Origin of the sequence: Corynebacterium pseudogenitalium, assembly GCF_024453815.1 — a bacterium.
GTDB lineage: Bacteria > Actinomycetota > Actinomycetes > Mycobacteriales > Mycobacteriaceae > Corynebacterium > Corynebacterium pseudogenitalium.
Genome location: NZ_CP072934.1, coordinates 910,710 through 936,491, shown reverse-complemented (window position 1 = coordinate 936,491; position 25,782 = coordinate 910,710). Strand labels below are relative to the sequence as shown.

The window sequence follows — 25,782 nt, the reverse complement described above, 5'->3', positions numbered from 1 at the left end:
TGCACCGACGTGAATTCGTCACTATGCTCGGGCGGTATGAGAGTCGGAATGATGACCAAAGAGTATCCTCCCGAGATTTACGGGGGAGCCGGAGTCCACGTCACAGAGCTCACTCGCTTTATGCGGGAGATCGTTGACGTCGATGTTCACTGCATGGGCACTCCCCGCGACATGAAGGACGTTTACGTCCACGGGGTTGACCCTGCCCTTGAAAACGCGAACGGTGCCATCAAGACCTTATCGACGGGCCTTCGGATCGCCCACGCCGCCAACAATGTTGACGTGGCTCACTCCCATACGTGGTACGCCGGGCTCGGTGGCCACCTCACAGGCCTTCTCTACGACATTCCGCACGTTGTCACTGCGCACTCTCTCGAGCCTGACCGCCCTTGGAAGCGCGAGCAGCTCGGCGGTGGCTACAACGTTTCCTCGTGGAGCGAGAAGAACGCTTTCGAGAATGCGGACGCAGTCATTGCCGTTTCCGCGGGTATGAAAGAAGCCATCCTTCGTGCCTACCCGAGCATCCCGGCGGACAAGATTCACGTCGTACTCAACGGCATCGATCCGGCAAAGTGGTACCCCACCGAGGGAACCGTCCTGACAGACCTCGGTGTAGACCCGGCGAAGCCGATCGTCGCGTTCGTCGGTCGAATCACGCGCCAAAAGGGCGTCGCGCACCTCCTCAAGGCGGCGTCGCACTTTGAGGAAGACGTCCAGCTCGTGCTGTGCGCAGGTGCGCCTGATACACCGGAGATCGCCGCAGAGACGAAGGGGCTCGTCGAAAAGCTACAATCTGAGCGCGATGGTGTGTTCTGGGTACAGGACATGTTGCCGGCAGAAAAGATCCGCGAGGTCTACTCCAGAGCCGACGTCTTTGTGTGCCCGTCAATCTACGAGCCGCTTGGCATCGTGAACTTGGAGGCCATGGCATGCGAAACCGCTGTTGTGGCATCTCGCGTGGGTGGCATCCCGGAGGTCGTCGTGGATGGTGAGACGGGTGTGCTCGTTGACTACGACAAAACTCAGCCGGAAGCCTTCGAGCGCAATCTCGCCGAGGCAGTCAACCAGGTGGCTGGTGACAAGGATCTCTCCCGAAGGCTGGGCCAAGCTGGCCTGACGCGCGCCCGCAATGACTTCTCGTGGAAGACAATTGCGCAAGACACCGTCAAGATTTATGAACAACTCACGAAATAACGCAGGGGTGAACACCACTTAACGATGAGTACTTTCCGACCAGAACTTCACGTCACCGCAGACAGTGGCATCCTCGAGGGGCCAGCTGGTGTCATTTTCGACGGGCGCGAAGGAGAAAACAATTGGCATATTTTCTACCAATACCGCCCCACACCCGAAGCCCCGAGCCGCTGGGGCCACAACGTCAGCGACGGCGACCCGTTTAGCTGGGTCGAATGCAACGATGCCATTGTCCCCGCCGGTGGCGAATCCGCGGTTCGAGCAGGTGCCGTAATTGGTGCGCCGGAAGGCATCTACCTGTATTTCACTTCAGCAACTGCTGCTGGCAACACCATCCAGCTCGCCCACGCGCCTGAGCTGGAAGGGCTGTGCGATGAACTCCTCGAAGATACAAACGCCACACCTGGCGTGCAGCGACTTGGCGATATCGTCGAGGACACGCCTGAGTACAACAACTTCCGCTCGCCCTGCGTCGTTCCTGACTGGAAAGATGACGAGCGCGAGGAGCACGATGGCTGGCTCATGCTGGCGATCACGGGCAGCGTCGATACGCCGAAGCCAGTCGTGCTTCGCTCTATCGATGGCGTTGAGTGGCGCTTCGAAGGACCTCTCACTTTTGATGGCGACCCCGGAATCGACCTCGATGAGACGCTGGTAGCGCCACGTATTTGCAGGCTCCGCGATGAAGTTGATTCCAAGATCTACGACGTCTTCTTCTTCACGCTTGAGCGCGGTGGCAAAGACCGTTCGGCCTACATCATCGGCAAGCTGGAGAACAACACGTTCCGGGTAACCACACCTGCACAGGCGCTCGATTTCGGGCACGATTTCACTCGCCCCCGCAACACCAACTACCTCCCGGTTGCGATGGACCCGGCGCAGCGCTACCAAGGCACCTATCTCTTTGGCTTTATGACGCCCTCTGGCCGCCAAGGGTCCCCGACAAAAGAGCCGAACTGGGAAACCGAAGGCTGGGCAAATACGCTCACACTGCCACGCTATGTCACACTCCAGGATGGCCACCTGTACCAGGTACCTGCGCCAGGGCTCCCCGAGGCGGTGAGCACGACGCGCGGCGCCCATTTGTGGACTGCACTATGCGAGATCTCCGCAGGTGGCAGTGTCGTCGCTGAGATTGTCGACGGTAATGGTGAGGTCGCGGCTCGGGTCACCCATGCTGGCGACAAGCTCACCGTCGATCGATTCGATGGCCAAGTTGCGGAAGCCGAAATCGGCGAGGACGAGGAAGATACCATCACGGTTATCGTGGACGGTTCGACGCTCGAGGTCTATGCCGACGGCGGTGCAGTAGTGATGTCCTCGCGCATCTGGCCGGAGAACGGATGCATCGGCATCCGCTCCCGCGCCAAAGACGACGCCAGCATCTTGAACGAGTGGCGTCGTAGCCGCTAGCTGCTTCCTGAGCGGAACGGCTTACGCCTTGCGCAGGCGCACGAGCTGTGCGTGCGCGGTTACGGTCATGTGATCCGGCAGGGCGTCAAGACGACGCGCCAATTCGCCCCGCTCAATGTGGCGGGCGGATGGGCTCATTCCGACCTGGGCCGCGATAGATTCGCGGTCCAAACGCATCGGGAAGACAAGTTCCTTTGGGTCTTCGGCCAGCTCCAGGTGGCCCTCTGACTGCTCGACGAGGCGGTCCAGCTTGCCGGGCTCGACGCCTAAGATACCGAGGGGCTCACGCAGCTCATCGAGGTGGCCTTGATCCGCAATGAGCGCTACAACCTGGCCGTCATCCGCAAGCACGCGAGCGAATTCTGCTGGGTTACGCGGGGCAAACACCACGGTAATCGCGTGGATGCTCCCGGTCGCAATTGGAAGCTGTTGCCACACATCGGCCACAATCGAGCCGATTCGCGGATGTGCCTTTGCAAGATACTTCGCAGCTGGAACCGAGATATCAAGTCCGACACCGCGCGCACCAACCACGGAGTCCAGGGTGTGCGACAGGTAGTAGCCGGTCCCCGCGCCGACTTCGAGGATCGCAGGGTGGTCTTCCTCAGGCGCGCTGAGGTCAAGCACGTGTTCTACGTGCTCCGTCATCGCTTCAACGAACGGGGCGAAGTGCCCCTGCGACAAAAATGACTCGCGGGAGAGGACCATCTCCAACGAGTCACCGACATGTTGCAGACCTTTTCCGCTCGCCAGCGTAACGTAGCCCTGCTTCGCCACATCGTACGAGTGGCCACTTTCGGAAACGAGGCGTGAAAACTCCTCTTCACCACAAAGAGGAGTAAGGTCTATAGGATCTGCCAGCACATCAATTATGTCTTTGAGCATGCTGGATATATTACCTTAAGTTTAGAGAATTCTTATCCTACGGCTTCAATCAGCAGATTTCCGAGCTCAGTAGCCTCTTCCTTGCTCATCTCGATGACCAGGCGACCGCCCCCGTCGGACGGAATCCTCATGACAATCTTCCGGCTTTCTTCTGCGGCTTCCATTGGTCCATTACCGGTGCGCGGCTTCATTGCTGCCATCTGTCGCTTCTCCTTCAGTCAAAACGTTTGTATCCAATACTACGCTGTTTTCAGTTAGCTGACTGATAGTCGGAGCAAAGCCGTACTTCTCACCGAGTGCGGTAAGCAGGTCATCGACCTGGTCCATCCGGTAGCCACGGTGCACCACTTCAAGGTGCACGTCTCCAATGTTGCCCTCCTCAACTGCGAGCCGGTTCGCGGACTTGACGTCCTCGGTCTCCATCATGGGTGGCAGCTGTTCGCCGCGCCCAAACAGCTGGCTAAAGAGCAAGAAACCAAGCACGCAAAAAACGGCAATGGCGATAATCAGGATGATCCAAGAAAGCATGTCATCATACTAGCGTTCAGTGCTCAGAATTTCGCACCAGGGCAGCCGTTGCCTCGTCTTCTGCTCGGAACCAAGCTGTCCGGATACCAACGCCCTGTCGAGAATTGTCGACGCCACCACGTCCGCCATCGGCCCCAGCTCCTCAAGCGGGCGGTTGCGGTGTACGCGAGTTCCAAGATCCGCTTCCGCAATAGCATTGCGCCCATACCTGGCGAAGGTGTCGATGAGCAGCCCCGACTCAACGCCGTATCCCGCCACGAACGGCAGCCGCAGCGCTGTATCTCGACGTATTGCATATTCGCCGGCCAGTGGCTGACCAATATCACTCAATGCTGGGAAAAACCGTCGTAGCAACGGCTTTGCAGTCAGTTCCGTGACACGCCCGCCGCCAGAAGGCCGCCCGTCCAGGGATCTTTTGTAACGAGCCTTCACAAGGTGGATCTCCGGGGTCTTGAAGGGCTCGATGAGTGCATCAATCCACCACGGCTCGAGGGAGGTGACGTCGGCGTCGATAAACACGACGAACTCTCCGCGCGCGGCCTTCACACCGCGCCACAGTGCTTCACCCTTGCCTTCCTGCGGTTCAATCGCGCTGACCTCGCGCCAGTTCACCACACGAGCCCCCGCCCTGGCGGCAAGCGTCGCGGTGTCGTCGTGTGAATCCGAGTCGATGACCAGTACTTCCCCATCGCGCCGAACTGCATCTGCAACGCAGCAGCGTCGCACAACGTGTCCGACGGTTGCGGCCTCGTTCAGCGCCGGGATGACCACACTGACGCGCACTACGCAAGCCCCCGCACGGTATTGATCGGTGGCATATGTCCCTGGATGGCGGCGGTCATTCGGATCACGTCGAGGGTTTCGGCGACTTCGTGGACGCGAAAGGCTGCGACGCCGCGTGCGGCGGACCACGCTGTCGCTGCGAGCGTCCCTGCGACTCGCTCGCCAACTGCACGGTCGAGCGTCTCGCCGACGAAGTCTTTGTTGCTCAGCGCCATGAGGACTGGCCACCCTGTCGCGACGAGCTCGTCGACTCGGCGCAGCAACTCCAGTCCGTGGAAGGTGTTCTTGCCGAAGTCGTGCGTTGGGTCGATCATCACGAGCTCTTCGGGCACGCCGCAAGCAACGGCGCGCTCGGCGAGCGCTGTGGTTTCCCGGATGACGTCGGCGACGACATCGTCGTAGTGGACGCGGTGTGGGCGTGTGCGAGGTACCGCACCGCCGGTGTGGGAGCAGACGTACCCAACGCGATGCGCTCCGGCGACCTCGACGAGCTCGGGATCGTAGCCAGCCCAGGTGTCGTTGATTAGGTCGGCACCCGCCTCGATTGCAGTCTGTGCAACGTCGGCGCGCCAGGTGTCCACGCTGATGCGTATTGACGGGTGCCGGAGGCGGATGCCCCGGATGACAGGGACGACGCGTTCGATCTCCTCTGCGGGGTCGACTTCGTCGCCGGGACCTGCTTTTACCCCGCCCACGTCGACAATCGACGCGCCCTGCGCGATCACCGTATCGGCTCGATCCAGTGCTCGCTCTATCGCGAACGTTGCTCCTTTGTCGTAAAACGAATCTGGCGTCCGGTTGATGATCGCCATTACCTCTGCGATGCGGCCAGGCATCTGTTAGACGTCCTCGTTGTGAGCATCTCGCAGGCGCGCGTCTGTCATCACCTTATGTGCGTGCACGATGTGCGCGATCGCGTCGTCGACGGAGTCGGTGACGTAGAACAGGGATTCATCGCCCGGCGAGATGAGGCCGCGGCCGAGCAGCTGCTCCTCAATCCACGCAACCAGGCCGGACCAGAACTCGGTGCCCATGAGCACTATCGGGAAGTTCGTAACCTTTTGGGTTTGCACCATCACGAGCGTTTCGAACAGCTCGTCCATGGTCCCGTACCCGCCCGGCAGCGCGATGAACGCCTGCGAGTACTTCAAGAACATTGTCTTGCGCGCGAAGAAGTAGCGGAAGTTCAGGCCGAGGTCGACCCAATCGTTAAGCGTTTGTTCGAACGGCAACTCAATGCCGAGCCCCACCGAGATGCCGTCGGCATCGTGGGCACCGCGGTTCGGCCCCTCCATCAAGCCTGGACCGCCACCAGTGATGACCGCGTATCCCGCCTCGACGAGCGCCTTGCCTACCTCGCATGACAGCGCATACTCTTCCGTGCCTTCGTTGAGGCGTGCGGAGCCAAACACAGTGACCGCCTTCGGCAAGTCGCTCAGTGCGTCGAAGCCTGCGACAAACTCAGACTGGATTCGCATCACACGCCACGGGTCCGCGTGTTTCCAGTCGTGGTCGCTGTAGCCCAAGGACTCCAGGAGGCGACGGTCGTGCGTCGTCGGCTGTTCGGTGTCCTCGCTTCGCAGCATGATTGGGCCGCGCAGTTTTCGCTCCTTGTCCGGTCGCGGTGACTTGTGAGGTGCCATGGGTCCTTCCTTCCTCAAAACACGTTGAGTTCGACTCTGCCAAAAACTTATATGCTAGGCCAACCCCTCCCCCGCTTGTCGTCCGAGTCCGGCCCTTTGTGACTGTGCGTTTAAGATGACAAGCATGTTACAAGGAGCGCAGGCCACAGGTATTGCCAATATTTCGCTGGACGGTACGGTACTCGACACCTGGTACCCTTCCCCTTCACTTATCGACGACCCCTCCAGCCTCACTTCCGGATCCCGCAGAGTCAGCGCGCACGAACTTGGGGACGCATTCCTCAGCCTGGTGGGCATGGACTCGGACCGGCTCGTCGAGCACGTGCCGGTGCGCACCACAATCGCGGACCTGTCCCAACCCCCTGTGGATGCCCACGACGTATATCTTCGGCTCCACCTGCTCTCCCACCGCCTGGTGCGCCCCTTCGAAGTCAACATGGAAGACTGCCTCGAACACCTCGAGCCGGTGGTATGGACGAATAAGGGCCCATGCTTGGCGGATAACTTCGAATTCGTGCGAACTCGCCTGCGTAGCAGGGGCAACATCCACGTCTACGGCATCGAGCGGCTTCCCCGCATGGTCGACTACGTGGTGCCGACTGGGGTCTCAATTTCTGAGGCGGAGCGCGTCCGCCTCGGGGCCTACTTGGCTCCGGGAACGTCCGTGATCCGTGAGGGCTACGTCTCGCACAACTCCGGAGCTCTTGGACCGGCAAAGATTGAGGGGCGGCTCTCCTCCGCTGTCACGGTTGGTGAAGGTACCGAGGTTGCGTTGTCGGCGGTGCTGATGGCTGCGCGCGGCAGCGGACATAACCGGATCCCGCTACGAGTCGGACGCAATTGCACGCTTCACCCCGCATCGGGTGTAATCGGGGTGGATCTCGGGGACAACTGCGAGATCGGTGTCAATGTGATGCTGGAGCCGTCGACAATTATCTACGACACAAGAAATGAGACACATATTCCAGCAAGTGAGATTGCTGGTCAGAGTGATATCAGCATCCACCAAGAGCCGGCAAGCACCACGCCCGCACTGCGCGCGCGAAGCAGCTAACGCTCTACTTTTACGGGCCGAATTCGCAGTGCACGGGGCGACACAACTGCGAATGATAGGCATGAAAGTACATGAGTGTTTAAGGTAATTGCCATGTCTTTGAAAGCTTCACCGGTTGTTACCCCAACTCGGGCGTCGACATCGTTACAGCGCGGACTGAAGACCCGGCACCTGACCATGATGGGCCTCGGCTCAGCAATTGGCGCCGGGCTCTTCCTTGGCACTGGTGTGGGTATCGCCGCAGCAGGCCCCGCTGTCATCATTGCGTACATGATCGCTGGCGCAATCACCGTGTGCATCATGCAGATGCTCGCGGAGATGGTTGCCGCGCGCCCTTCTTCGGGCACGTTTTCTACCTACGCGGAACAGGCCTTCGGTCCGTGGGCAGGCTTTGCCATCGGCTGGCTCTACTGGTTCATGATGATCATGATCATGGCCGTCGAGATCACCGGCGCTTCCGCCATCATCGCATCATGGCTCGCGGTGTCTCCGTGGATCCCGGCGCTGACAGCGATTGTTATCTTCACGGCGATTAACTTCGCCGCAGTGCGAAACCTCGGCGAATTCGAGTTCTGGTTTGCCCTGATTAAGGTCACCGTGATTTGTCTCTTCCTCGCCCTCGGCGTGGCGTTGTGGCTGGGGCTCCTGCCGGGAACGTCATTCGTCGGCACAACGAACATTGCCGAGTTCGGGTTCATGCCGAACGGCTGGGGTGGCGTCGCCACGGCACTGCTCGCAGTTGCGTTCGCATTCGGCGGTATTGAGCTGGTCACCATCGCGGCGGCCGAATCCGAAGACCCCGAGGTTGCCGTGCACTCCGCGATCCGCTCCATCATCTGGAGAATCGGCATCTTCTACATCGGATCCGTGTTGCTCATCGTCTTGCTGCTGCCATACGAAGACATCGGTGGGGCGAACGACGCTTCCGAGTCCCCGTTTACCGCCGTGCTGCACTTGGCAAACATTCCGGGCGCGGTAGGCATTATGGAAGCCGTCATCGTCATCGCGCTGCTCTCCGCGTGCAACACACAGATCTACGGTTCTTCCAGGTTCCTCCACAACCTGGCCCTGCGCGGCGACGCCCCCGAGGCTTTCGCACGCACCGACCACCGCGGCGTACCGATGCGCGCCGTCGTGCTCTCCGTGTTCTTCGGCTTCGTAGCTGTCGCACTACAGTACTGGAATCCCCCTGGACTGCTCGCATTCCTGCTCAACGCGGTAGGCGGCTGCCTGATCGTGTTGTGGTTCGCCATCACATTCTCGTTCCTGCGCATTCACCCGCAGCTAGTGAAGCGCAACGAGATCACGCACGTTCGCATGTGGGCTCCAGGAGTCTTGCCGTGGGCAACGGTTGTACTGGCGGGAGCCATCGTGGTGCTCATGCTGACCAACCCTGACGGCCGCTTCCAAATGTTCGCGGTAGCAGTCGTCGTGGGCATCATTTCAATCGCTGGCGTCCTCTGGACCCGCACCGACACTTTCCAACAACGCGCTAAGGACGCCGCCGAGAGGAACATCCGATGACAACTCAACGCAACACTGAATCCGACGACGCCACGCTGGGCACCGGCCTCAAATCGCGTCACCTGACCCTGATGGGTCTGGGCATGGCGGTAGGCGCCGGTCTCTTTCTCGGAGTGGGCGTCGGCATCCGGGCCGCAGGCCCCGCCATCTTGGTCGCATACGCGATCGCAGGCCTGATTGTTATCTCGGTTATGCGCATGCTCGGCGAGATGGCTGCAGCCCGCCCGTCTTCCGGCTCGTTCGCGACGTACGGGCGCCAGGCGTTCGGCCACTGGGCCGGCTTCCTGTTGGGCTGGCTCTACTGGTTCCTCCTCATCATGGTTGGTGGCGCCGAGATCACCGGCGCAGCCGCAATTATGTCTGGCTGGTTTGGCGTCCCCCAATGGGTTCCAGCGCTGGTCACAGTGGTATTCTTCGCTGTCATCAACCTCGCGCAGGTGAAAGGCTTTGGCGAGTTTGAGTACTGGTTCGCCATGATTAAGGTCGCCGTCATTATCCTCTTCTTGGCCATCGGCGCCGCGCTCTTCCTCGGCATCCTCCCCGGCCACGACTTCGTCGGCCTGGACAACGTCCGGGAGTCGGGCTTCATGCCGAACGGCTTCGCCGGCGTCGCCGCTGGGCTGCTCGCCGTGGCGTTCGCCTTCGGCGGTATCGAGGTTGTCACCATCGCGGCGGCAGAGTCGGAGAACCCCGCGCAGGCCGTCAAGCGCGCGGTCAACTCCATTATCTGGCGCATCGCACTCTTCTACATCGGAAGCATCATCGTCATCATCTTGCTGATCCCATACGCACAGATCGACGGTGCCGACTCCGCTGCAGATTCACCATTCACCCAGGTGCTCAGCATGGCAAACATCCCAGGCGTCGTCGGGTTCATGGAGGCCGTCATCGTCCTGGCGCTGCTCTCCGCGTTCAATGCCCAGATTTACGGCACGTCTCGCCTCGCCTACCAACAGGCACTCGAAGGCGACGCGCCGCGCTGGCTTCGCGCCACGAACAAGAACGCCGTCCCAATGAACTCCGTATTGGTGTCGATGTTCTTCGCCTTCGCCGCAGTCGGCCTGCAGTGGTGGAACCCACCAGGGCTGCTCGACTTCCTCATGAACGCCGTCGGCGGCTGCCTCATGGTCACGTGGGTAATGATCACGCTGAGCTACATCCGACTGCACCCGCAGATCAAGAACTCCGCAGTGCAGGTACGCGGAGCGACCTGGGTTCCGTGGGCAACGCTGATTGCCCTCGTGGGACTCACCATCCTCATGCTTTTCGACGCCTCCACCAGAGGCCAAATTATCGCGGTCCTCATCGTCTCCGCGGTATTGATCGGCGCATCTTTCCTGGTGCGCCCATCCAAGGAAAGCGTCTAACGGGCAAGCACAACTAGGAAGACGCGGACGTTTTCGGAGCTGTTTTCGGCTTCGAAAACGTCCAAATTTTATTAATGATGTAGTTCACCGGTGTCGCGATCAGCGTCGCCAGGCCCTGCGACCAGTAGGACTTCGTGCGAAGACCGGTGGAGTCGTCGAAAATGCTGTCCGGCAACCCAATTGGGGAGTTCGGGTTCATAAACAACGTCAAGAACACCAGCGAAACAACGAATGCCATCACGCCGGTGGTGAGGAACGGGAAAAACCCGCGGATCCACGAACGCCGCTGCGGGCCCCGGAAGGTCCACGACCTGTTGAGCTGGTAGTTCCATGTGTTCGCCACGAGAAACGCCACGGTAGCAAGCACGTGATACCAGCGGACGTTAAAGCGGGTGCCGAAAAGGTTGAAGAAGATGTCGCCCTCATGCAGATTGAAGCCGACTTCGATCGCTTTCTTGGTGAGGTAGAACACCAAAAGATTGACCAGGACGCCGGAGCCTCCCACAATGCCGAAGCGCAAAAACTCGCGCAGGCTTCGAAGCGCACGCATCCCACGATGCTCTGTTGGAGTGGTCACGTGTTACTCCGAGAGTCGCTGTGCGGCCTCAGCGATGGCCTCGTCGGAAGCCGTGAGGCCAACTCGAACATGCTGCGAGCCGCCAGGGCCGTAAAAGTCCCCTGGCGCAACGAGGATTCCACGCTGCGCGAACCAGTCGAGCGTCTGGCGGGCATCTGCGCCTTCCCTGCGTGTCCACAGGTACAGCCCGGCCTCGGAATGCTCAACGCTGCACCCTGCCGCGAGCAGCGCGCGCAAGAGTGTCACCCGACGGTTGGCGTAGCGAAGCCGCTGGAGTGTTTCGTGCTGATCGTCGCGGAGTGCAGCCAGCGTTGCTGCTTGGATTGGTCCTGGCACCATCATTCCGGTGTGCTTGCGCAACAGCAGAAGTTCTTGCACCAGCTTCTCGTCACCAGCGATGAAACCGACTCTGTAAGAGGCCATATTCGATGTCTTTGACAGCGAATGCAAGACCAAGAGGTTGGTGTTGTCACCACCGCTGACCGCCGGGTCAAGCAGCGATACCGGCCTGCGGTCCTCATCCCAGGCAAGGCCCATGTAACACTCGTCTGAGGCGATGATCGCGCCGGTTTCCCGCGCGTAGTCAACCCATACGCGCATCTCCTCTGCGGAGAGGACGCGACCGGTTGGGTTGCTCGGGGTGTTTAAGAATACTAGCGACGCACCATCGACTGGAACGTCAGATCGCACGACCTTGCATCCCGCTATGATCGCGGCCACCTCGTAGGTTGGGTACGCGATCTCCGGGATCACCACTATGCCACCGCGCAGGTTGAGCAGGGTTGGAAGCCACGCGACAGCCTCCTTTGTGCCGATGACGGGAAGCACAGCGTCTGTGTGCAGGTCCTGAATGTTGTATCGGCGCTCCAGCGAGTCGGCAATCGCTTGGCGTAGTTCCGCCGACCCCTGCGTCGGCGGGTAGCCAGGCGCAGCGGCATGCTCAGCCAGGGCAAGCTGGATGGAAGGGTCGACTGAATCTACCGGTGTCCCGACCGAGAGGTCAATGAGTCCGCCGGGATGGCTGGCTGCCTTCTGCTTGACATCGAGGATGGTATCCCAAGGGAACTCCGGTAGCTGCTCCTCTAAGCCGGCGCGATGGTGCGTGCTCATGCAGGTTTAACCGTCCTGGTTCTGCGGTGGTAGCGCCTCCACGAATGGGTGGTCGAAATCCTGTGGCCCAAGCTTTGTCGCCCCGCCTGGCGATCCGAGCTCGTCGAAAAAGCCGACGTTTGCGTCGTAGTACTCGGCCCATTCCTCCGGGGTGTCATCCTCGTAAAAGATGGCCTCTACCGGGCAAGCTGGCTCACATGCACCGCAGTCGACGCACTCGTCTGGGTGAATGTAGAGCATGCGCTTGCCCTCATAGATGCAGTCGACTGGGCATTCTTCGACGCAGCTGCGGTCCATTACGTCCACGCATGGTTGAGCAATCACATAAGTCATGCGTTCCAGTATGTCACTTTCGACCGAAAAGGGGCCAAACGCCCCCACCCAAACCCGCAAAAAGGAGCAGCAGCGTCAGCGGGCTCGCGGGGAGCACGACCGCTCCCCGCGCCGGGAGAGCGATAAGCAGAACAAAGAAACCTACCACCCAAACAATGAGTGGAACGAGCTTGACCAGCAGATGATCTGACCACAGCGCTGCAGTCTTCGTGAGCACCGCATTAAAGAGCGCAGCGATGACTACCGTAAACGGCACCGCGATTCCAACAATACGTGTGTCCAAGTTGACAGCTTCTAACAAAAGTGAAATGAGCGCGCCGACAGAAAGCCAGATGAGACCTGCTGCTTTCTCGCCGCGGGCAATGTCCGCCTTGAAACGGGTTTCAGTCATCGCTCAAGTCCGCTGAGCACATCCGACGTGTCGACGACCGCTTCGCCACCGCCCAGTTGGAAATGCTCCCACGGCTGAATCGGCTGCACAATCAAGTTGGACAGCGCGTAGTACATGACTGGCCCCTTGCCCAGCACCGCGTGCGGGTTCGTCGCGCTGGTCCGCCCGTCCGCAACCCAGATTTGTGTCGCATGCGCCGCCATCGCAGCGATTTTGGCGCTGTACGCCTCAACGTCCAGGCGCACCGAAACATCGACGCTGTCCACGCCGTCGAGCTCGCCAGGCTTTGGCAAGCGCCAGCCTTCAGGCGCGACCTCAGGCAAAAGTGCGTCGGTTTCCTCCCTCCTGCGCACTGCCCACAGGATGCGCGGGATATCAAACTCCTCAGCGGCCTCGTGCACGATCTCGTGCGCACGAATATGATCCGGGTGCCCGTACCCACCGTCGGGGCCGTAGGTCAAAACGAGGTGTGGACGCTCCCGGCGCAGTACTTCCAGCAGCGCGTCGACTGCGCGACGCCCGCTATTGACAAATGCACGTGGGTTCTTGCTGGCCTCCGATCCCGCCATCCCACTGTCACGGAAGCAACCAGCGCCACCAAGGAACTCACCGCGGACGCCGATCGCCTGGAGCGCGCCGTGCAGCTCCGCAATGCGGAACCCGCCTAGCTGATCACCATGGTCATTCGTCAGCAGTTGATATGGCTCTCCAATGACCTCGCCTTCCTCCCCTAACGTGCAGGTCACCACTAATACGTCTGCGCCGCGTCGCGCGAGGTCAAACAGCGTTCCGGCCATGGTGATGGACTCGTCGTCGGGGTGCGCGTGCACGGCGAGCACCCGGTAGCCCTGTAGGTCACGGGAGTTGTGCATGATTAATCCGATCTCCTTCGTTTCGTTTCGGTTGCAGGCGCCACGAAGCGGCCGTCGATAAGCCTGCTTTCCAGTTATTCAAATCTGCATCCGGCCCGATGATGCCCTCCCCGAGGGCGATAATACGACGCTCGCGCGCAATCGGCATCCATAGTGCCTCTTGCTCGAGCACCTCATTGACCGCCTCGGTGGCCTGCTTAAGCCCGTACGAACCGGCCAAGATTTCTTTCGCAAGCCCCACCGACTGAGGTTCACAAAAACCGGCGAGGTTGCCTGCACGAGGGGCGCCAGCGACGCAGTCCAAGCGACTCGCAGCATCCGGCAAATTTTCCGGATCGTGTTGCCACGCCACCAAAACATCAACGGTATTTTCCTCGAGACCTGAGCGAATCAGCGAACCGAAATCCGTCGCGACAACTCGTGCCGACACTCCACGATCGTGCAGCATGTCCGCCATCGATCGAGCCGCTGCTACCGCTGCAGGATCTGCAAGATCGGCACCAATGCGTATCGCACCGTGAGCCGCAACGTGTTGATACACCGCGTGCGGCTCATGCGTGCTCACTTGACCGTGCTTTGCAACCGAAACATCAGCCGTGCGGTCCAACGCAATGCTTGCAAGCAGCGGAACGTCGATCAGCGAACGAAGCTCCGAACGAACCTCAGGCGACATCCCAGACGTCGCAGAAAGCACAGCGCCTAGCACCCGTGGCGTATCGAGCATCCGCGTCTGCACACCCGGTACCAGGCTGAGCACGCGCCCGGTCGTCTCGCTAGGAACCCGATCCACAAACACCAGCTGGCCGGTGCGCAGCTGATCTGCAATCTGGGTGGTCCCGCGTACCGCATGCAGCGTCAAGATATCTATCTTGGCAGGATTGGCCGCCCAAAACCTATCATTGCGGTTCAGCGTAATCGTTCCACGACCACGGTCTACCCCGCGCACCATGTACCGGCCAGCAGAAACCGGAATTGTGTCGCGCAGCGCCACCCCGAAATCAGAGCCGTCGGCTGCAAACACATGCGCCGGCAACAAGTGGTCGAAAAGGCCACGCCAATCCGCAACCGGCTCAGCGAAGTCAACGTCGACGACCTTGCCCGTCGCGCCACTGACACGCACGGCATCGATCGCGCGATACCCGGCCGGGTTTCGTACTCCTGGCGTGTCCCGCATCCCCCGCCACAGGTACACAAAGTCCGCACCGGTCACCGGCGTGCCATCAGACCATTGCGCGGTCTCGCGAATGATGTAGCGCACCGTCATTGCACGCGGCGATTCTGAGAGCACCGTCGCCCCATTGAGCAGTGCGGAATTTCTCACCCCATCATGAAATGCGCTGGGAAGCACCAGATTCGCCACACTCTTCACAACCGCAGATTCATCAGCGATAAGGTGCGGGTTCAGCCCGTTTCGGAGCGAATCCACACCAACCTCCACCTGGGAGCGCACGCGAGTCTTGCCCTCCGGTCGAGCGGAAGTAGTCGTGGAATCCTCTTGCTCATACATCTCACGAGCAGCAACATCGTTCGGATCAACGAGAGGCGGCGGGCCAGGCGACGCGGCGCATGCAGAAAGCGCAACCACGCCAGAGCACGCAAACAGCGCCACGCCGACTCGCAGTGATCGCGAGCGACGTGGCGCTGAAAAGATGTGCGGATTCATCGCAGTAGATACTACCGCACCAGTGCGTAACTACTTATTGCGCTGCTTTGCACGTGAACGGGCACGGCCACGCTCCGTGGAGTCGAGGATGATCTTGCGCACTCGCATCGCCTCCGGAGCGACCTCAACGCACTCATCCTCGTCACAGAACTCAATCGCCTCATCCAAGGACAGCGTACGGGCCTTCGCCAACGTGACGGTCGCGTCGGCGGTTGCGGAGCGCATGTTCGTCAGCTTCTTTTCCTTCGTGATGTTGATGTCCATATCCTCATCACGGTTGTTCGCACCAACGACCATGCCCTCGTAGGTCTCTGCACCAGGCTCCACGAAGAAATCGCCACGGTCCGCGAGTTGCGTCAGCGCGTACGCGGTGACCTGGCCAGAGCGGTCAGCGACCAGCGAACCGGTCGGACGGCCCTTGATCTCGCCCGCCCATGGGCGGTGCTCAATCGAGTAGGAGTTCGCAATGCCAGCGCCACGGGTCTCGGTCAGAAACGTCGTACGGAAGCCAATCAGGCCACGAGCCGGAACATCGAACTCCATGCGAACCCAATCGCCGGAGCCCGTGTTGCCCATCGCCGTCATCTGGCCCTTGCGGGCCGCCATCAGCTGGGTAACAGCGCCCTGGTGTTCGGAGGGGACGTCGATAACCATGTGGTCGTACGGCTCGTACACCTTGCCGTCGATCTCCTTGGTCACGACCTGCGGCTTACCAACGGTCAGCTCAAAGCCTTCACGACGCATCGTTTCAATCAGCACGGTCAGGGCCATCTCGCCGCGACCTTGCACTTCCCAGGTGTCCGGACGCTCGGTCGGCAACACCTTGATGGAGACGTTACCGATGAGCTCCTGGTCCAGGCGCGCCTTGACCATGCGGGCGGTCAGCTTATCGCCACCGTTGCGCCCAGCCATCGGCGAGGTGTTCACACCGATCGTCATAGAAATTGCGGGATCGTCAATCTTGATGCGTTCGAGCGGCTCAATGTGGTCGACGTCGCACAGCGTGTCACCAATCATGATTTCGTCGATGCCCGACACTGCAGCGATGTCACCCGCGACGACGCCGTCCTTCGCCGGAACTCGGTCGAGCCCCTCGGTGACCAGCAGCTCGGCAATCTTCACGTTCTTCACGTGCTGCTCACCCTCGGCGTCATAGTGCACCCAAGCAACAGTGTCGCCCTTCTTGACGGTGCCCTTGTACACGCGAATCAGCGCGATACGGCCCAGGAACGAAGAGGAGTCAAGGTTCGTGACCTGCGCCTGCAGCGGTGCGTCGATCTCAGCGGAAGGCTCCGGCAGCACGTCGTAGATGACGTTGAACAACGGGAGCAGATCATCATTGTCAGGCAGATTACCGTTGCCTGGGTTCTCGAGCGAAGCCCGGCCAGCGCGACCCGACGTGTACAGCACAGGGAGCTCGAGCAGGTTCTCCGCGGCCTCTGCTGCCTCCGGATCCTCCAGCCCCGCACCAAGCTCAAGCAGCAAGTCCTGGGCCTCTTCAACGACTTCGTCAATGCGGGCATCCGGGCGGTCGGTCTTATTTACGCAGATGATGACCGGCTTCTTCGCTTCCAACGCCTTGCCCAGCACGAAACGAGTCTGCGGCAGCGGGCCTTCGGAGGCGTCGATAAGCAAGACAACGCCGTCAACCATGGACAGGCCACGCTCGACCTCACCACCGAAGTCGGCGTGACCCGGCGTATCGATCACATTAATAACAAGGTCTGTACCGTTCTTGCCCTTCCCCTTGCGGCGGATAGCGGTATTCTTCGCCAAAATGGTGATGCCACGCTCGGACTCGAGCTCGCCGGAATCCATCACGCGGTCACCGTGTTCGCCGTGGTCAGAGAATACGCCGGACTGCTCCAGCATTGCGTTGACCAATGTAGTCTTGCCGTGGTCAACGTGAGCGACAATCGCTACGTTTCGAAATTCAGGATGCGACACTGAAACCGGTGCTCCTTCGCATAGGTGGAAATAACGGTTAAATGCTACTCGCAAAGCACAAAACATGCACCTTGTAGCCCGCTCCTCACTTGACCCTGTTACAAAAGTGACTATTGTGACTAGGGTTATGGCTTTTCGACGGCCACCCTACCTGTCATGCGAAGGAAAGTTAGGTCACCACGTGCGCCCCTCCCACTTCACGCGTCGCGCCGCGATCCGCCTTACTACGCTCTGCGCTGCGTGCGCCCTCGTTACTGCACCACTCGCGAGCGCTCAACAGCCCAGCATCCCGTCATCTCTCTCATCCGCGGTTGATGGACTCGGACGCCCCACGAACAACACCGTTGCTCGTGTCAACCAATTCGCAGATCAACCCTTCGTACCGCCACAGGTAGCTAACGCACTGCGCACCGCCGTAAACTTCTTCGCCGGTACAGGCGAACTTGGCGGCCCGCCACTGCCAAAAGACGCACCGGCGTTTACGCAGTTCTACTGGCCGACGGTCTCTAGTAACTGCATCGGTCCAGGCCTGCACTCCACGGCCTCCGCGCTCGTTGTACCTGGACCCGCACCCGCACCAGCCCCAGGCGCCAAAGCTGGGGAAGCCACATTCGTGTTTACCGCCCTCGGTACTCCACCAGCGGCAGAGCGTCAAGGCCTCATGAACGCGTACTGGATCAACCTCAACTCGGGCAAGACCGGTGTAACGCCGCTTGCGAATAATCAGATAAACCCAACAGGACCAACCACCCTGTCCGCAACCGCAAAAACAGGGCCCGGCAAAGTCCTCGCAGTGATCAATGGTGCCGCGCGCACCGAAAACAATGTCTGTCACTTCGCCCCAGCAGCAGCACAGTTCAACGTAAGGTAGCCAGCCTATGACCGTCGATCTTCATCCAGTGAAGCAGGAAACCTTCGACATCTCCGCGAAGGTCAACACCGATCCGAAGGGGTTCCTGCGCCAGGTGGATGTCTTCACGACGACCAACTTCGGCCTCTACATGGCCCGAGGCGCAAACCACCCACGGTTTGGATACTTGGAAAGCTGGCTGCTTCCATCGCTTGGTCTCCGCGCAAACATCTTCCACTTCCGCCAAGGCATCGATGTACAACAAGATTTCTACTTCGACGTCGCAGATATCACCGAAACAGATGGCGTCTGGCAGACGCGCGACCTCTACGTCGACCTAGTGTCCCTGACCGGACGTCCGATCGAAGTCCTTGACATCGACGAGCTTGCCGCGGCGACGTCCGCAGGGCTTATCACTGCAGAAGAAGCTGAACGCGCCATGGAAGTGACCCTCAACGCCGTCGAGGGAATTACCCGCCACGGCGACGACGCGATGCGGTGGCTCTCCAGCCTCGGCATCGACCTCACTTGGGCAGAGCGCGTCACGCTCACCCCGGCTGACTAACGCCGCTCAATAGTCACGTCGAAGTAAACGGCACCTCGCCTAGCTCTGTGCTCCTGCTCCTGGGCCGCCCACATATCCCAAAACGGCGCATACCCTGGGTCACGCTGCAACGCCCGCGAACGACGCAGCGACTCTGCCGCCTCTACCCACAGCGTGTTCACACAGCCACGCGCCCGCGCCGCCGCGATCGACGCCTCGGTCACTGCACCAACGCCCTCAATAATAAGGTCGCCTTCTGGGTCAAGGCTGACCCACTCCCCGCGGCGTTGACACTCCCAGTCCCAACGCCAGTATCCCGGCTCATTGAGCGAAAGTACATCCCGCTCCACAATTCTGGATCCTTCTTCAAGCCCGCTCCAGCCAGGATAAAACTCATCGCAATGCACCACTCGAACGCTGAGCGCAGCACCAATTTGTTCAGCCAATGTGGTTTTGCCGGCGCCGGAGGGGCCGTCGATAAGCAGTGTGTAAGCCATGAGCTACGAGACGCTCCACACTGGCCGGAAGTACCCAGTGGCAACTGAAAGCCCCAGCGCGACGCACGCGACAGCGATGCATACAACCATGACAACCCAATCGCGCCTGGTAAGCCGCGACTCTCGAGCCCACGTACGCTTTTGCGGGCCGCCGAATGCGCGAGCCTCCATCGCGGTAGCAAGCTTGCCTGCCCTGCGCAGAGACATCACCAGCAAGCCGAAGGCCAACGAAAACCAATACTTCACGCGTCCCGTATCAGCAATGCCACGGGCACGGCGCGCCATTCGCATCGCCTCAACATCCTCACGAAGCAGCGTCAACATACGAAACGCAGCGACTGATCCCAGAACGAAGCGCTCTGGCAGCTTCAACACCTGGGACAGCCCATCGCCAAGATCCGTTGGATCCACGTGCGCAGACAACACAATGACGGGCAGCGCAATGGCAAACACGCGAAGCACCATTGATAATGCGAGCGAAATGGACAGCTCCGTCACATGGATGAGACCCCACTCAAGGTAGGTTTCCCCACCTGACTGGCCGTATAGCGCCATCGGGATACCCGCGAGCGGGGCAACAACAAGAATTGGTAACGCGCGTTTGAAAAACGTCCTAAATGACAGCCCGCACAGCGGCACGACTGCCAGCGTAAACGCAATGGCGACAACTGCAGAAACCCAATCGATCGTCACCATAAGCGGTGTAGTCAGCAACGCCAATCCCAGAATCCGCGTTACCGGATTCACCCCATTGAGCACGTTCATTCCCGCACCCCGCCTTCCGCATTCATCTCGTTGCGCAGCTCCTCCATATGGTCGCCCAACGAACTGACGAAGGCCTCATCGTGAGTAATTGAGATGATGGTTTTCCCCTCGTCGGCCAACTCACGGATCAACGAAACTACCTCTACAAAGGTTTTGTCATCCTGCCCAAAGGTCGGCTCATCAAGAATGAGGAGCTCAGGGGCATTCACTAGCGCAGTCGCTACCGAAAGCCTGCGCTTCTCTCCTCCTGAAAGTGTAAAGGGATTTGCTGCTACTACGTGTTCAAGCTTCAGTCGTTGCAACAGCTCATCGACGCGGTGTGCCGACGCACCCGACAACGCAACTTCATCGCGCACATTCGCGGTCACGAACTGATGCTCCGGTTCCTGGAACACATAGCCAATCCGTTGGGCCAAGTCCTTCGACTTCCAGCGGTGCGACGGTGTAGTCAGCCCGCTTCGAATCCGCGGCGAGTACTCCAAAGTGCCACTGAGTGGCGCGACGAGCCCAGCGAGCGCTTGCACTAGCGTCGTCTTTCCAACACCGTTCTTGCCTGTAATCACGGTAGAAAAGCCCTCTGGTACCGCGATGTTGCGGGGTGAACCGAATGCAACCCGGAGATTCTCAGTACGCAGCGCGCTTACCGCGCTGGCAGGGACCTTCAACGCTGGCGGCAACTGCGGTGGCATTGGGAGCTGATCCGGGCCGCTGCGCTGTAGCCCATCCGCGGTGAGGTGGTAGAACGTGTCCACGAAGCCTACCCAGTGTGCAGGTCGGTGCTCCACCACAATCAAGGTCGCCCCTGTGCGGCGACACACGGCATCGACTGCCCGCACAACATCGTCGCGCCCTTCCGGGTCAAGGTTTGCCGTCGGCTCATCCAGCAGAATGATGTCAGCGCCCATGGCCAATACTCCCGCCAATGTGAGTCGCTGCTTCTGCCCACCAGAAAGGTGCGCGGTGTTGTGGTCCAACGGCACATCCAGGCCCACTGCATCCAGCGCAGCGCGCACACGGGGCCAGATTTCCTCTGGCGGAATCCCCATATTCTCGGCACCAAACGCAACGTCGTCGCCAACGCGAGTCAAAATCGTTTGTGCCTCTGGGTCCTGCATCACCATGCCAACCGTGCCGTTGACACTCACGGAGCCAAGAACTTGGCCTTCCTCACCATCTGCCGCCAACCCAGCTAAAACGGCAAGCAGCGTTGACTTGCCAGCGCCAGAGTCTCCCGTGAGCAGCACGCGCTCCCCACGAGAGACGGTCAAGTCCACCCCGGTAAACGCAGGCTTCGGGCGAGTCGCGTGTTTATAGCCCAGGCCCTGTGCCTGGATGACCTGGTCCCCCGTAGCCACCGAGGCTACACCTCCTGTTGGAACCGCTCGCGTCCTGCACCGAAGCGGTCAAGCGCACCAGTCTTAGCCAGAGCATCAACCAAGAGTTTTGCAACAATACCAGCAAGCAACGCGCCCGATACCAGCATGCAGCTGAGGTAAATCACGTTGAACGCCAGGCCCATCGCGAAGTTGGCAGACAGGAACAGCTCAAGCACGAACGCGCCCACTGCGCTGCCCATACCGGCAAGCACCGCCACAGTCGTCGAAAACTTCTTGTAGGCGAAGATCAGGAACACGATCTCTGCACCGAGACCCTGTGCCAATCCTGAATACAGCGTCTCGATCCCCCACTGGCTTCCGATGACCGCGGACACAGACGCCGCCAGCACTTCCACGAACACCGCAGCGCCAGGCTTGCGAATTACCAACCCACCAAGCGTGCCACCGAGGAACCAGATACCGGTGAACAGGCCACCAAGACCCGGGGTGAGCGCATCAAAGGCCTTAAATCCTGCGTACCCGACGCTGTTCCACATCCAAAAAATGAGCCCGCATGCCACCCCCAAAACGGCTGCAGTAACAATATCAATGACACGCCACGAATGGCTTCCACGCGTATTCATACGCTTACATTCCTTCCTAAACGCCGGCATTACCCGGATCAGGTTCAACGGTTCGCTTGTGCATCTCAGCCTTCGCTTTTCTCTCCAACGAAGACACCCGTGTATGAAGTTGTGACAATACTGTACATTCCCTAAACGCTACGCCACAATCGCAGTATTCATCGCTGCGATTGTGGCGTAGCGCACGTAACAAATCAGCAGGTGGGACCTACTCTCCTACTCCCAATTCAATGTTGAGGCCAGGCACCGAATTAATCAGGTTCTGTGTGTACGGATCCTGAGGGTTATCGAAGATGTCATCGGCCCGGCCCTGCTCCACTGCCTTACCCTGCCGCATCACCACAATGTCATCAGCAGTCTGGCGAACCACCGCTAGGTCGTGAGTGATGAACAGATATGAAAGGCGCATCTCCTCCTGCAGCTGAGTCAGCAACTGGAGAATCTGGTTTTGAACGAGCACGTCCAACGCCGAAACAGCCTCGTCGAGGACAATCACTTCCGGACCCAATGCCATCGCGCGTGCAATTGCGATGCGCTGGCGCTGGCCACCGGATAGCTCATTCGGGTATCGACGCATCGCCGATCGCGGCATCTGCACCAAATCAAGCAACTCGGCGACTCGCGCCTCGCGCTCCTTTCGGCTACCGACCTTGTGCAGCGTCAACGGTTCCTCAATGCAGCGGTAAATGGAATACATCGGGTCCAGCGAACCATATGGATTCTGGAACACCACCTGCATCTTGCGGCGCATTTCAAACAACTCGCGCCCCTTGAGCTTCGCGATATCTTGTCCTTCAAACAAGACACGGCCACTCGTTGGCTCCAAGAGGCGAAGCGCCATGTTCGCCACCGTGGACTTACCGGAGCCGGACTCACCGACGAGCGCAAGCGTCGTGCCGCGGCGAACGTCGAACGTGACGTCGTCTACAGCACGAAGCACCTTCTGCTTGCCCTTCTGCCCGCGGACGTCGAACTCTTTCACCAAGTTCTGCACGCTCAGCACCACTTCTTCGGAGTCGTGGTGACCCGAGGCGAGTTCCTCGCTTGACTCAATGCCCTGAGCTTTCGCGCTCTGGATACGAGCGGATGCCAAGGAAGGTGCGGCAGTAACGAGGCGCTTCGTGTACGGGTGCTGCGGGTTGCGCAGAATCTGCAGGCTCGGCCCCTTCTCAACGATGCGTCCGCGGTGCATGACTAGCAGGTGATCCGCGCGCTCGGCGGCCAGTCCCAAGTCGTGCGTGATGAACAGCAGCGCTGTGCCGAGTTCCTCCGTCAGCGTCTCCAGGTGGTCGAGAATCTTCTTCTGCACCGTCACATCCAACGCGGATGTTGGCTCGTCGGCAATCAACAACTCTGGGCGTGCCGCGAGACCGATAGCGATGAGCGCACGCTGTCGCATACCACCCGAGAACTCGTGCGGGTACTGTTTGGCGCGGCGTTCGGCCTCTGGAAGTCCCGCTTCCTCGAGCAGTTGGACGACGCGCGCGTGGCGTTCAGAGCCCTCCACCACATGGTTTGCGCGAAGGGACTCCTCTACCTGTGTGCCAATCCTCCACACTGGGTTGAGGTTGCTCATCGGGTCCTGCGGTACAAGCCCTATTTTGTTACCCCGGACCTTCTGCCACCCCTTCTCATCAAGCTCGGTGAGCTCTTCACCGTTGAGCTTGATGGAACCATTGGTGACCTTGCCTGTTCCGGGCAACAATCCCAGGATGGACATCGCTGCAGTGGACTTTCCCGATCCGGACTCACCCACGATAGCGATCGACTGACCTGGGTACACCGTCAAGTCAAAGTCACGCACCGCTTCGACAACACCGGTAGTCGACTCGAATGTAACTTTCAGGTCCGCTATCTCGAGTAGCGGTTGATCTTGTAACTCGCTCATCGTTTCCTCGATTTAGGGTCAAGGGCGTCGCGTACGGCGTCACCCATCATGATGAAGCTCAGCACTGTCAGTGCCAAAGCAATTGCAGGGTAGAACAGCACCATGGGCTGGGTCCTCAGGGAGGCCTGTGCAGCAGAAATGTCGCCGCCCCACGAGACGACTGTCGTCGGCAAACCGATGCCAAGGAACGACAGCGTTGCCTCTGCGACGATGAACGTACCCAGCGCGACGGTGGCGTACACAATGATCGGTGCTGCCGCGTTGGGCAAGATATGCGAGAAGATAATCCGCACGTCACTCGCCCCCAATGCGCGGGCGGCAGTCACAAACTCGTCGTTCTTCACGCCCATCACCGCGCCGCGCGCGATTCTCGCGATCTGCGTCCATCCGAACATAGAGAGCGCGAACACCACCATCCAGATGGAGCGCTGGTTCTGGAACATGGACATCACCACGATCGCTGCCAGCACGAGTGGTACAGCGAAGAAGATATCCGTCAGGCGAGACAGCAAGGTGTCCCAGATACCACCGTAGAAACCGGCGATCGCGCCGATCAGTGAACCTAGGACCGTCACGACGATCGTAGTAAGCACACCGACTGTGACCGATGCACGCGCACCATAAATTGTGCGAGCGTAAATGTCGCAGCCTTGACGGTCAAAGCCAAACGGGTGACCGGACTCCGGCGCGCCAAGTGAGCGCGACAACATGCACTCACGCGGGTCCACGCTAGTAAACAGGCCCGGCACCAGGGCAAGCAAAATGGCGAACAAAATCAGGAGTGCGGATACCCAAAACAGCGGACGGCGTCGCAACGCGCGCCAGGCCTCTCCCCACTGACTTGTGGGAGCGGACTCGTCCTGTACTGCGTCAACAGCACCGAGTCCGGTTTCGTCCGTTTCCGCGATGAAATACTCCTGCCCAGCGCGGGCAGCTGCTGTGAGATCTTGAGAGTTATGCATAGCGGATCCTTGGGTCAAGTACTGCGTAGAGCAGGTCAACTATCAGGTTGGCAACGATGTAGATGATCACCAGCACGGTGGTAAAGGACACGACTGTCGCGGGCTCACCTTTAATGATGGCCTGGTAGATCGTGCCACCGACACCGTTGATGCCGAAGATGCCTTCTGTCACAATCGCACCGCCCATGAGCGCGCCGAGGTCAGCACCCAAGAACGTCACCACTGGAATGAGGGAGTTTCGCAGCACGTGGCGGGACATCACTGTGCCCTTAGACAGACCCTTAGCACGTGCGGTGCGCACATAGTCCGCGCGGAGGTTATCGCTGATGGATTGTCTGGTCAACCGAATCACGTACGCGCACGATAAGGCACCCAACACGACGGCAGGCATCAACAAGGCAATGAAAGACTCATTCCTGCCCACTGTCACGGGGAGCAAGCCCCACCGCACGCCCACGAGGTACTGCAGCACGAAGCCGATGACAAAGGACGGCACTGCGATTACGAACAGGGACACAACCAGCACGGTCGAATCAAAAATTCCACCGCGGCGGATTCCTGCGAAGAATCCGAAGAGAATGCCGAAGAACGCCTCAAACGCGAGTGCCATCAGGCCGAGCTTGATGGTTACCGGAAACGCATTTGCCATCACAGAGGCGACGGGCTGGCCAGAGAAAGTCTTTCCGAAGTCGCCAACCATAATGCCCTTCAGATAGAGCAGGTACTGGACGATGAAAGGTTTATCGAGGTTGTATTCGGCTTCAATGCGCGCTCTCGCGGCCTCGGTCAAGCCACGATCGCCGCCGAGGGCCTGGACAGGATCACCGGGCATGAGGAACACCAGCGCATAGAGCAGCAGCGTGGCCCCAAAGAACACGGGAATCATCTGAAGGAGCCGTCGCCCGATATATCGCAACATGGTTGCAGGCTCTCCTTAATTCTTCGTTTTGAACATGAGCTTATGGACGCACCCAAACCCAACACCCCGCATGCTTGTACGCAGGCGGGGTGGGATGGGTCAGAGCGTAGGGG

Annotated in this window: 27 protein-coding genes; 7 read left to right on the top strand and 20 right to left on the bottom strand. The window is 59.8% G+C overall.

The annotated features are described in order from the left end of the window. Positions 1-36 precede the first annotated feature (36 nt). Both glgA and KBP54_RS04535 read left to right on the top strand, forming a co-directional pair. A complete protein-coding gene (gene glgA / locus KBP54_RS04540; protein WP_256006430.1) occupies positions 37-1,194 on the top strand; it encodes a glycogen synthase in 1,158 nt (385 codons plus the stop codon). A gap of 24 nt (positions 1,195-1,218) precedes the next feature. Continuing rightward, positions 1,219-2,607, top strand: a complete 1,389-nt coding sequence (locus KBP54_RS04535) for a GH32 C-terminal domain-containing protein (protein ID WP_256000423.1) — start codon at positions 1,219-1,221, stop codon at positions 2,605-2,607. Positions 2,608-2,628: 21 nt separating this feature from the next. Here KBP54_RS04535 and KBP54_RS04530 read toward each other — a convergent pair whose 3' ends face one another. Genes KBP54_RS04530 through KBP54_RS04505 form a run of 6 tightly spaced genes read right to left on the bottom strand, consistent with a single transcriptional unit; the run spans position 2,629 to position 6,446 of the window. Continuing rightward, positions 2,629-3,492, bottom strand: a complete 864-nt coding sequence (locus KBP54_RS04530) for a methyltransferase domain-containing protein (RefSeq protein ID WP_070362680.1) — start codon at positions 3,490-3,492, stop codon at positions 2,629-2,631. Between the two features lie 32 nt (positions 3,493-3,524). Beyond that, positions 3,525-3,692, bottom strand: a complete 168-nt coding sequence (locus tag KBP54_RS04525) for a DUF3117 domain-containing protein (protein WP_070362681.1) — start codon at positions 3,690-3,692, stop codon at positions 3,525-3,527. Next, entirely contained in the window at positions 3,664-4,020 is a 357-nt protein-coding gene (locus KBP54_RS04520) for a hypothetical protein (RefSeq protein WP_070362682.1), read from the bottom strand. Before KBP54_RS04520 ends, KBP54_RS04525 begins: the two co-directional genes overlap by 29 nt. 9 nt (positions 4,021-4,029) lie before the next feature. Continuing rightward, on the bottom strand, positions 4,030-4,803 hold the full coding sequence (locus KBP54_RS04515; protein WP_256000422.1) for a glucosyl-3-phosphoglycerate synthase: 774 nt from the start codon (positions 4,801-4,803) through the stop codon (positions 4,030-4,032). Then, complete coding sequence (gene folP / locus KBP54_RS04510; protein ID WP_256000421.1) at positions 4,803-5,639, bottom strand: dihydropteroate synthase; 837 nt, start codon at positions 5,637-5,639, stop codon at positions 4,803-4,805. The genes KBP54_RS04515 and folP overlap by 1 nt, the downstream gene beginning before the upstream one ends. A 3-nt stretch (positions 5,640-5,642) precedes the next feature. Next, on the bottom strand, positions 5,643-6,446 hold the full coding sequence (locus KBP54_RS04505; protein WP_070362685.1) for an LOG family protein: 804 nt from the start codon (positions 6,444-6,446) through the stop codon (positions 5,643-5,645). Between the two features lie 115 nt (positions 6,447-6,561). Between KBP54_RS04505 and KBP54_RS04500 the strand changes: the two genes are divergently transcribed. The 3 genes from KBP54_RS04500 to KBP54_RS04490 all read left to right on the top strand — a co-directional run bounded on the left by KBP54_RS04500 (position 6,562) and on the right by KBP54_RS04490 (position 10,391). Next, entirely contained in the window at positions 6,562-7,500 is a 939-nt protein-coding gene (locus KBP54_RS04500; RefSeq protein ID WP_256000419.1) for a 2,3,4,5-tetrahydropyridine-2,6-dicarboxylate N-succinyltransferase, read from the top strand. 93 nt (positions 7,501-7,593) lie between these two features. Then, positions 7,594-9,024 carry an amino acid permease gene (locus KBP54_RS04495; RefSeq protein ID WP_256000418.1) on the top strand — a complete coding sequence of 477 codons (1,431 nt, stop codon included), beginning with the start codon at positions 7,594-7,596 and terminating at the stop codon, positions 9,022-9,024. After that, positions 9,021-10,391: an amino acid permease gene (locus KBP54_RS04490; RefSeq protein ID WP_070362688.1), complete on the top strand. Its 1,371-nt coding sequence runs from the start codon at positions 9,021-9,023 to the stop codon at positions 10,389-10,391. The genes KBP54_RS04495 and KBP54_RS04490 overlap by 4 nt, the downstream gene beginning before the upstream one ends. Before the next feature lie 13 nt (positions 10,392-10,404). On the opposite strand, the gene KBP54_RS04485 is transcribed toward KBP54_RS04490, so the two are convergent. Genes KBP54_RS04485 through typA form a run of 7 tightly spaced genes read right to left on the bottom strand, consistent with a single transcriptional unit; the run spans position 10,405 to position 17,284 of the window. Then, the gene (locus KBP54_RS04485) at positions 10,405-10,941 is read right to left on the bottom strand and encodes a GtrA family protein (RefSeq protein WP_070362689.1); all 537 of its coding nucleotides are present in this window, start codon (positions 10,939-10,941) and stop codon (positions 10,405-10,407) included. 30 nt (positions 10,942-10,971) lie between these two features. After that, complete coding sequence (dapC, locus tag KBP54_RS04480; protein ID WP_256000417.1) at positions 10,972-12,078, bottom strand: succinyldiaminopimelate transaminase; 1,107 nt, start codon at positions 12,076-12,078, stop codon at positions 10,972-10,974. A 6-nt stretch (positions 12,079-12,084) separates the two neighbouring features. Beyond that, entirely contained in the window at positions 12,085-12,411 is a 327-nt protein-coding gene (gene fdxA / locus KBP54_RS04475; RefSeq protein WP_070362691.1) for a ferredoxin, read from the bottom strand. A 13-nt stretch (positions 12,412-12,424) separates the two neighbouring features. After that, positions 12,425-12,802: a hypothetical protein gene (locus KBP54_RS04470; protein ID WP_256000416.1), complete on the bottom strand. Its 378-nt coding sequence runs from the start codon at positions 12,800-12,802 to the stop codon at positions 12,425-12,427. Then, positions 12,799-13,674, bottom strand: a complete 876-nt coding sequence (gene mshB, locus KBP54_RS04465) for an N-acetyl-1-D-myo-inositol-2-amino-2-deoxy-alpha-D-glucopyranoside deacetylase (protein WP_305083150.1) — start codon at positions 13,672-13,674, stop codon at positions 12,799-12,801. Before mshB ends, KBP54_RS04470 begins: the two co-directional genes overlap by 4 nt. Next, complete coding sequence (locus KBP54_RS04460) at positions 13,658-15,337, bottom strand: ABC transporter family substrate-binding protein (RefSeq protein WP_070479431.1); 1,680 nt, start codon at positions 15,335-15,337, stop codon at positions 13,658-13,660. The genes mshB and KBP54_RS04460 overlap by 17 nt, the downstream gene beginning before the upstream one ends. 30 nt (positions 15,338-15,367) lie before the next feature. Continuing rightward, positions 15,368-17,284, bottom strand: a complete 1,917-nt coding sequence (typA, locus tag KBP54_RS04455) for a translational GTPase TypA (protein ID WP_070362695.1) — start codon at positions 17,282-17,284, stop codon at positions 15,368-15,370. 181 nt (positions 17,285-17,465) lie between these two features. On the opposite strand from typA, the gene KBP54_RS04450 reads away from it, so the two are divergent. Further along, positions 17,466-18,155: an Rv1157c family protein gene (locus tag KBP54_RS04450; protein WP_070976243.1), complete on the top strand. Its 690-nt coding sequence runs from the start codon at positions 17,466-17,468 to the stop codon at positions 18,153-18,155. A gap of 7 nt (positions 18,156-18,162) precedes the next feature. Continuing rightward, the gene (locus KBP54_RS04445) at positions 18,163-18,699 is read left to right on the top strand and encodes a ribonuclease FAU-1 family protein (protein ID WP_070362697.1); all 537 of its coding nucleotides are present in this window, start codon (positions 18,163-18,165) and stop codon (positions 18,697-18,699) included. Here KBP54_RS04445 and KBP54_RS04440 read toward each other — a convergent pair. The 7 genes from KBP54_RS04440 to KBP54_RS04410 form a co-directional block, all read right to left on the bottom strand. Further along, positions 18,696-19,175, bottom strand: a complete 480-nt coding sequence (locus tag KBP54_RS04440; RefSeq protein ID WP_070362698.1) for a nucleoside/nucleotide kinase family protein — start codon at positions 19,173-19,175, stop codon at positions 18,696-18,698. The two genes, KBP54_RS04445 and KBP54_RS04440, sit on opposite strands and share 4 nt — an antisense overlap. A 3-nt stretch (positions 19,176-19,178) precedes the next feature. Then, entirely contained in the window at positions 19,179-19,940 is a 762-nt protein-coding gene (locus KBP54_RS04435; protein ID WP_070362699.1) for an energy-coupling factor transporter transmembrane component T family protein, read from the bottom strand. Then, positions 19,937-21,295 carry an ABC transporter ATP-binding protein gene (locus KBP54_RS04430; RefSeq protein WP_070362700.1) on the bottom strand — a complete coding sequence of 453 codons (1,359 nt, stop codon included), beginning with the start codon at positions 21,293-21,295 and terminating at the stop codon, positions 19,937-19,939. The genes KBP54_RS04435 and KBP54_RS04430 overlap by 4 nt, the downstream gene beginning before the upstream one ends. Positions 21,296-21,300: 5 nt before the next feature. Further along, a complete protein-coding gene (locus KBP54_RS04425; RefSeq protein WP_070362701.1) occupies positions 21,301-21,900 on the bottom strand; it encodes an ECF transporter S component in 600 nt (199 codons plus the stop codon). 208 nt (positions 21,901-22,108) lie between these two features. Further along, positions 22,109-23,788: a dipeptide ABC transporter ATP-binding protein gene (locus tag KBP54_RS04420; protein WP_070362702.1), complete on the bottom strand. Its 1,680-nt coding sequence runs from the start codon at positions 23,786-23,788 to the stop codon at positions 22,109-22,111. Continuing rightward, on the bottom strand, positions 23,785-24,750 hold the full coding sequence (locus tag KBP54_RS04415) for an ABC transporter permease (protein ID WP_083290976.1): 966 nt from the start codon (positions 24,748-24,750) through the stop codon (positions 23,785-23,787). Before KBP54_RS04415 ends, KBP54_RS04420 begins: the two co-directional genes overlap by 4 nt. Beyond that, positions 24,743-25,669 carry an ABC transporter permease gene (locus KBP54_RS04410; RefSeq protein ID WP_070362704.1) on the bottom strand — a complete coding sequence of 309 codons (927 nt, stop codon included), beginning with the start codon at positions 25,667-25,669 and terminating at the stop codon, positions 24,743-24,745. Before KBP54_RS04410 ends, KBP54_RS04415 begins: the two co-directional genes overlap by 8 nt. Positions 25,670-25,782 lie beyond the last annotated feature (113 nt).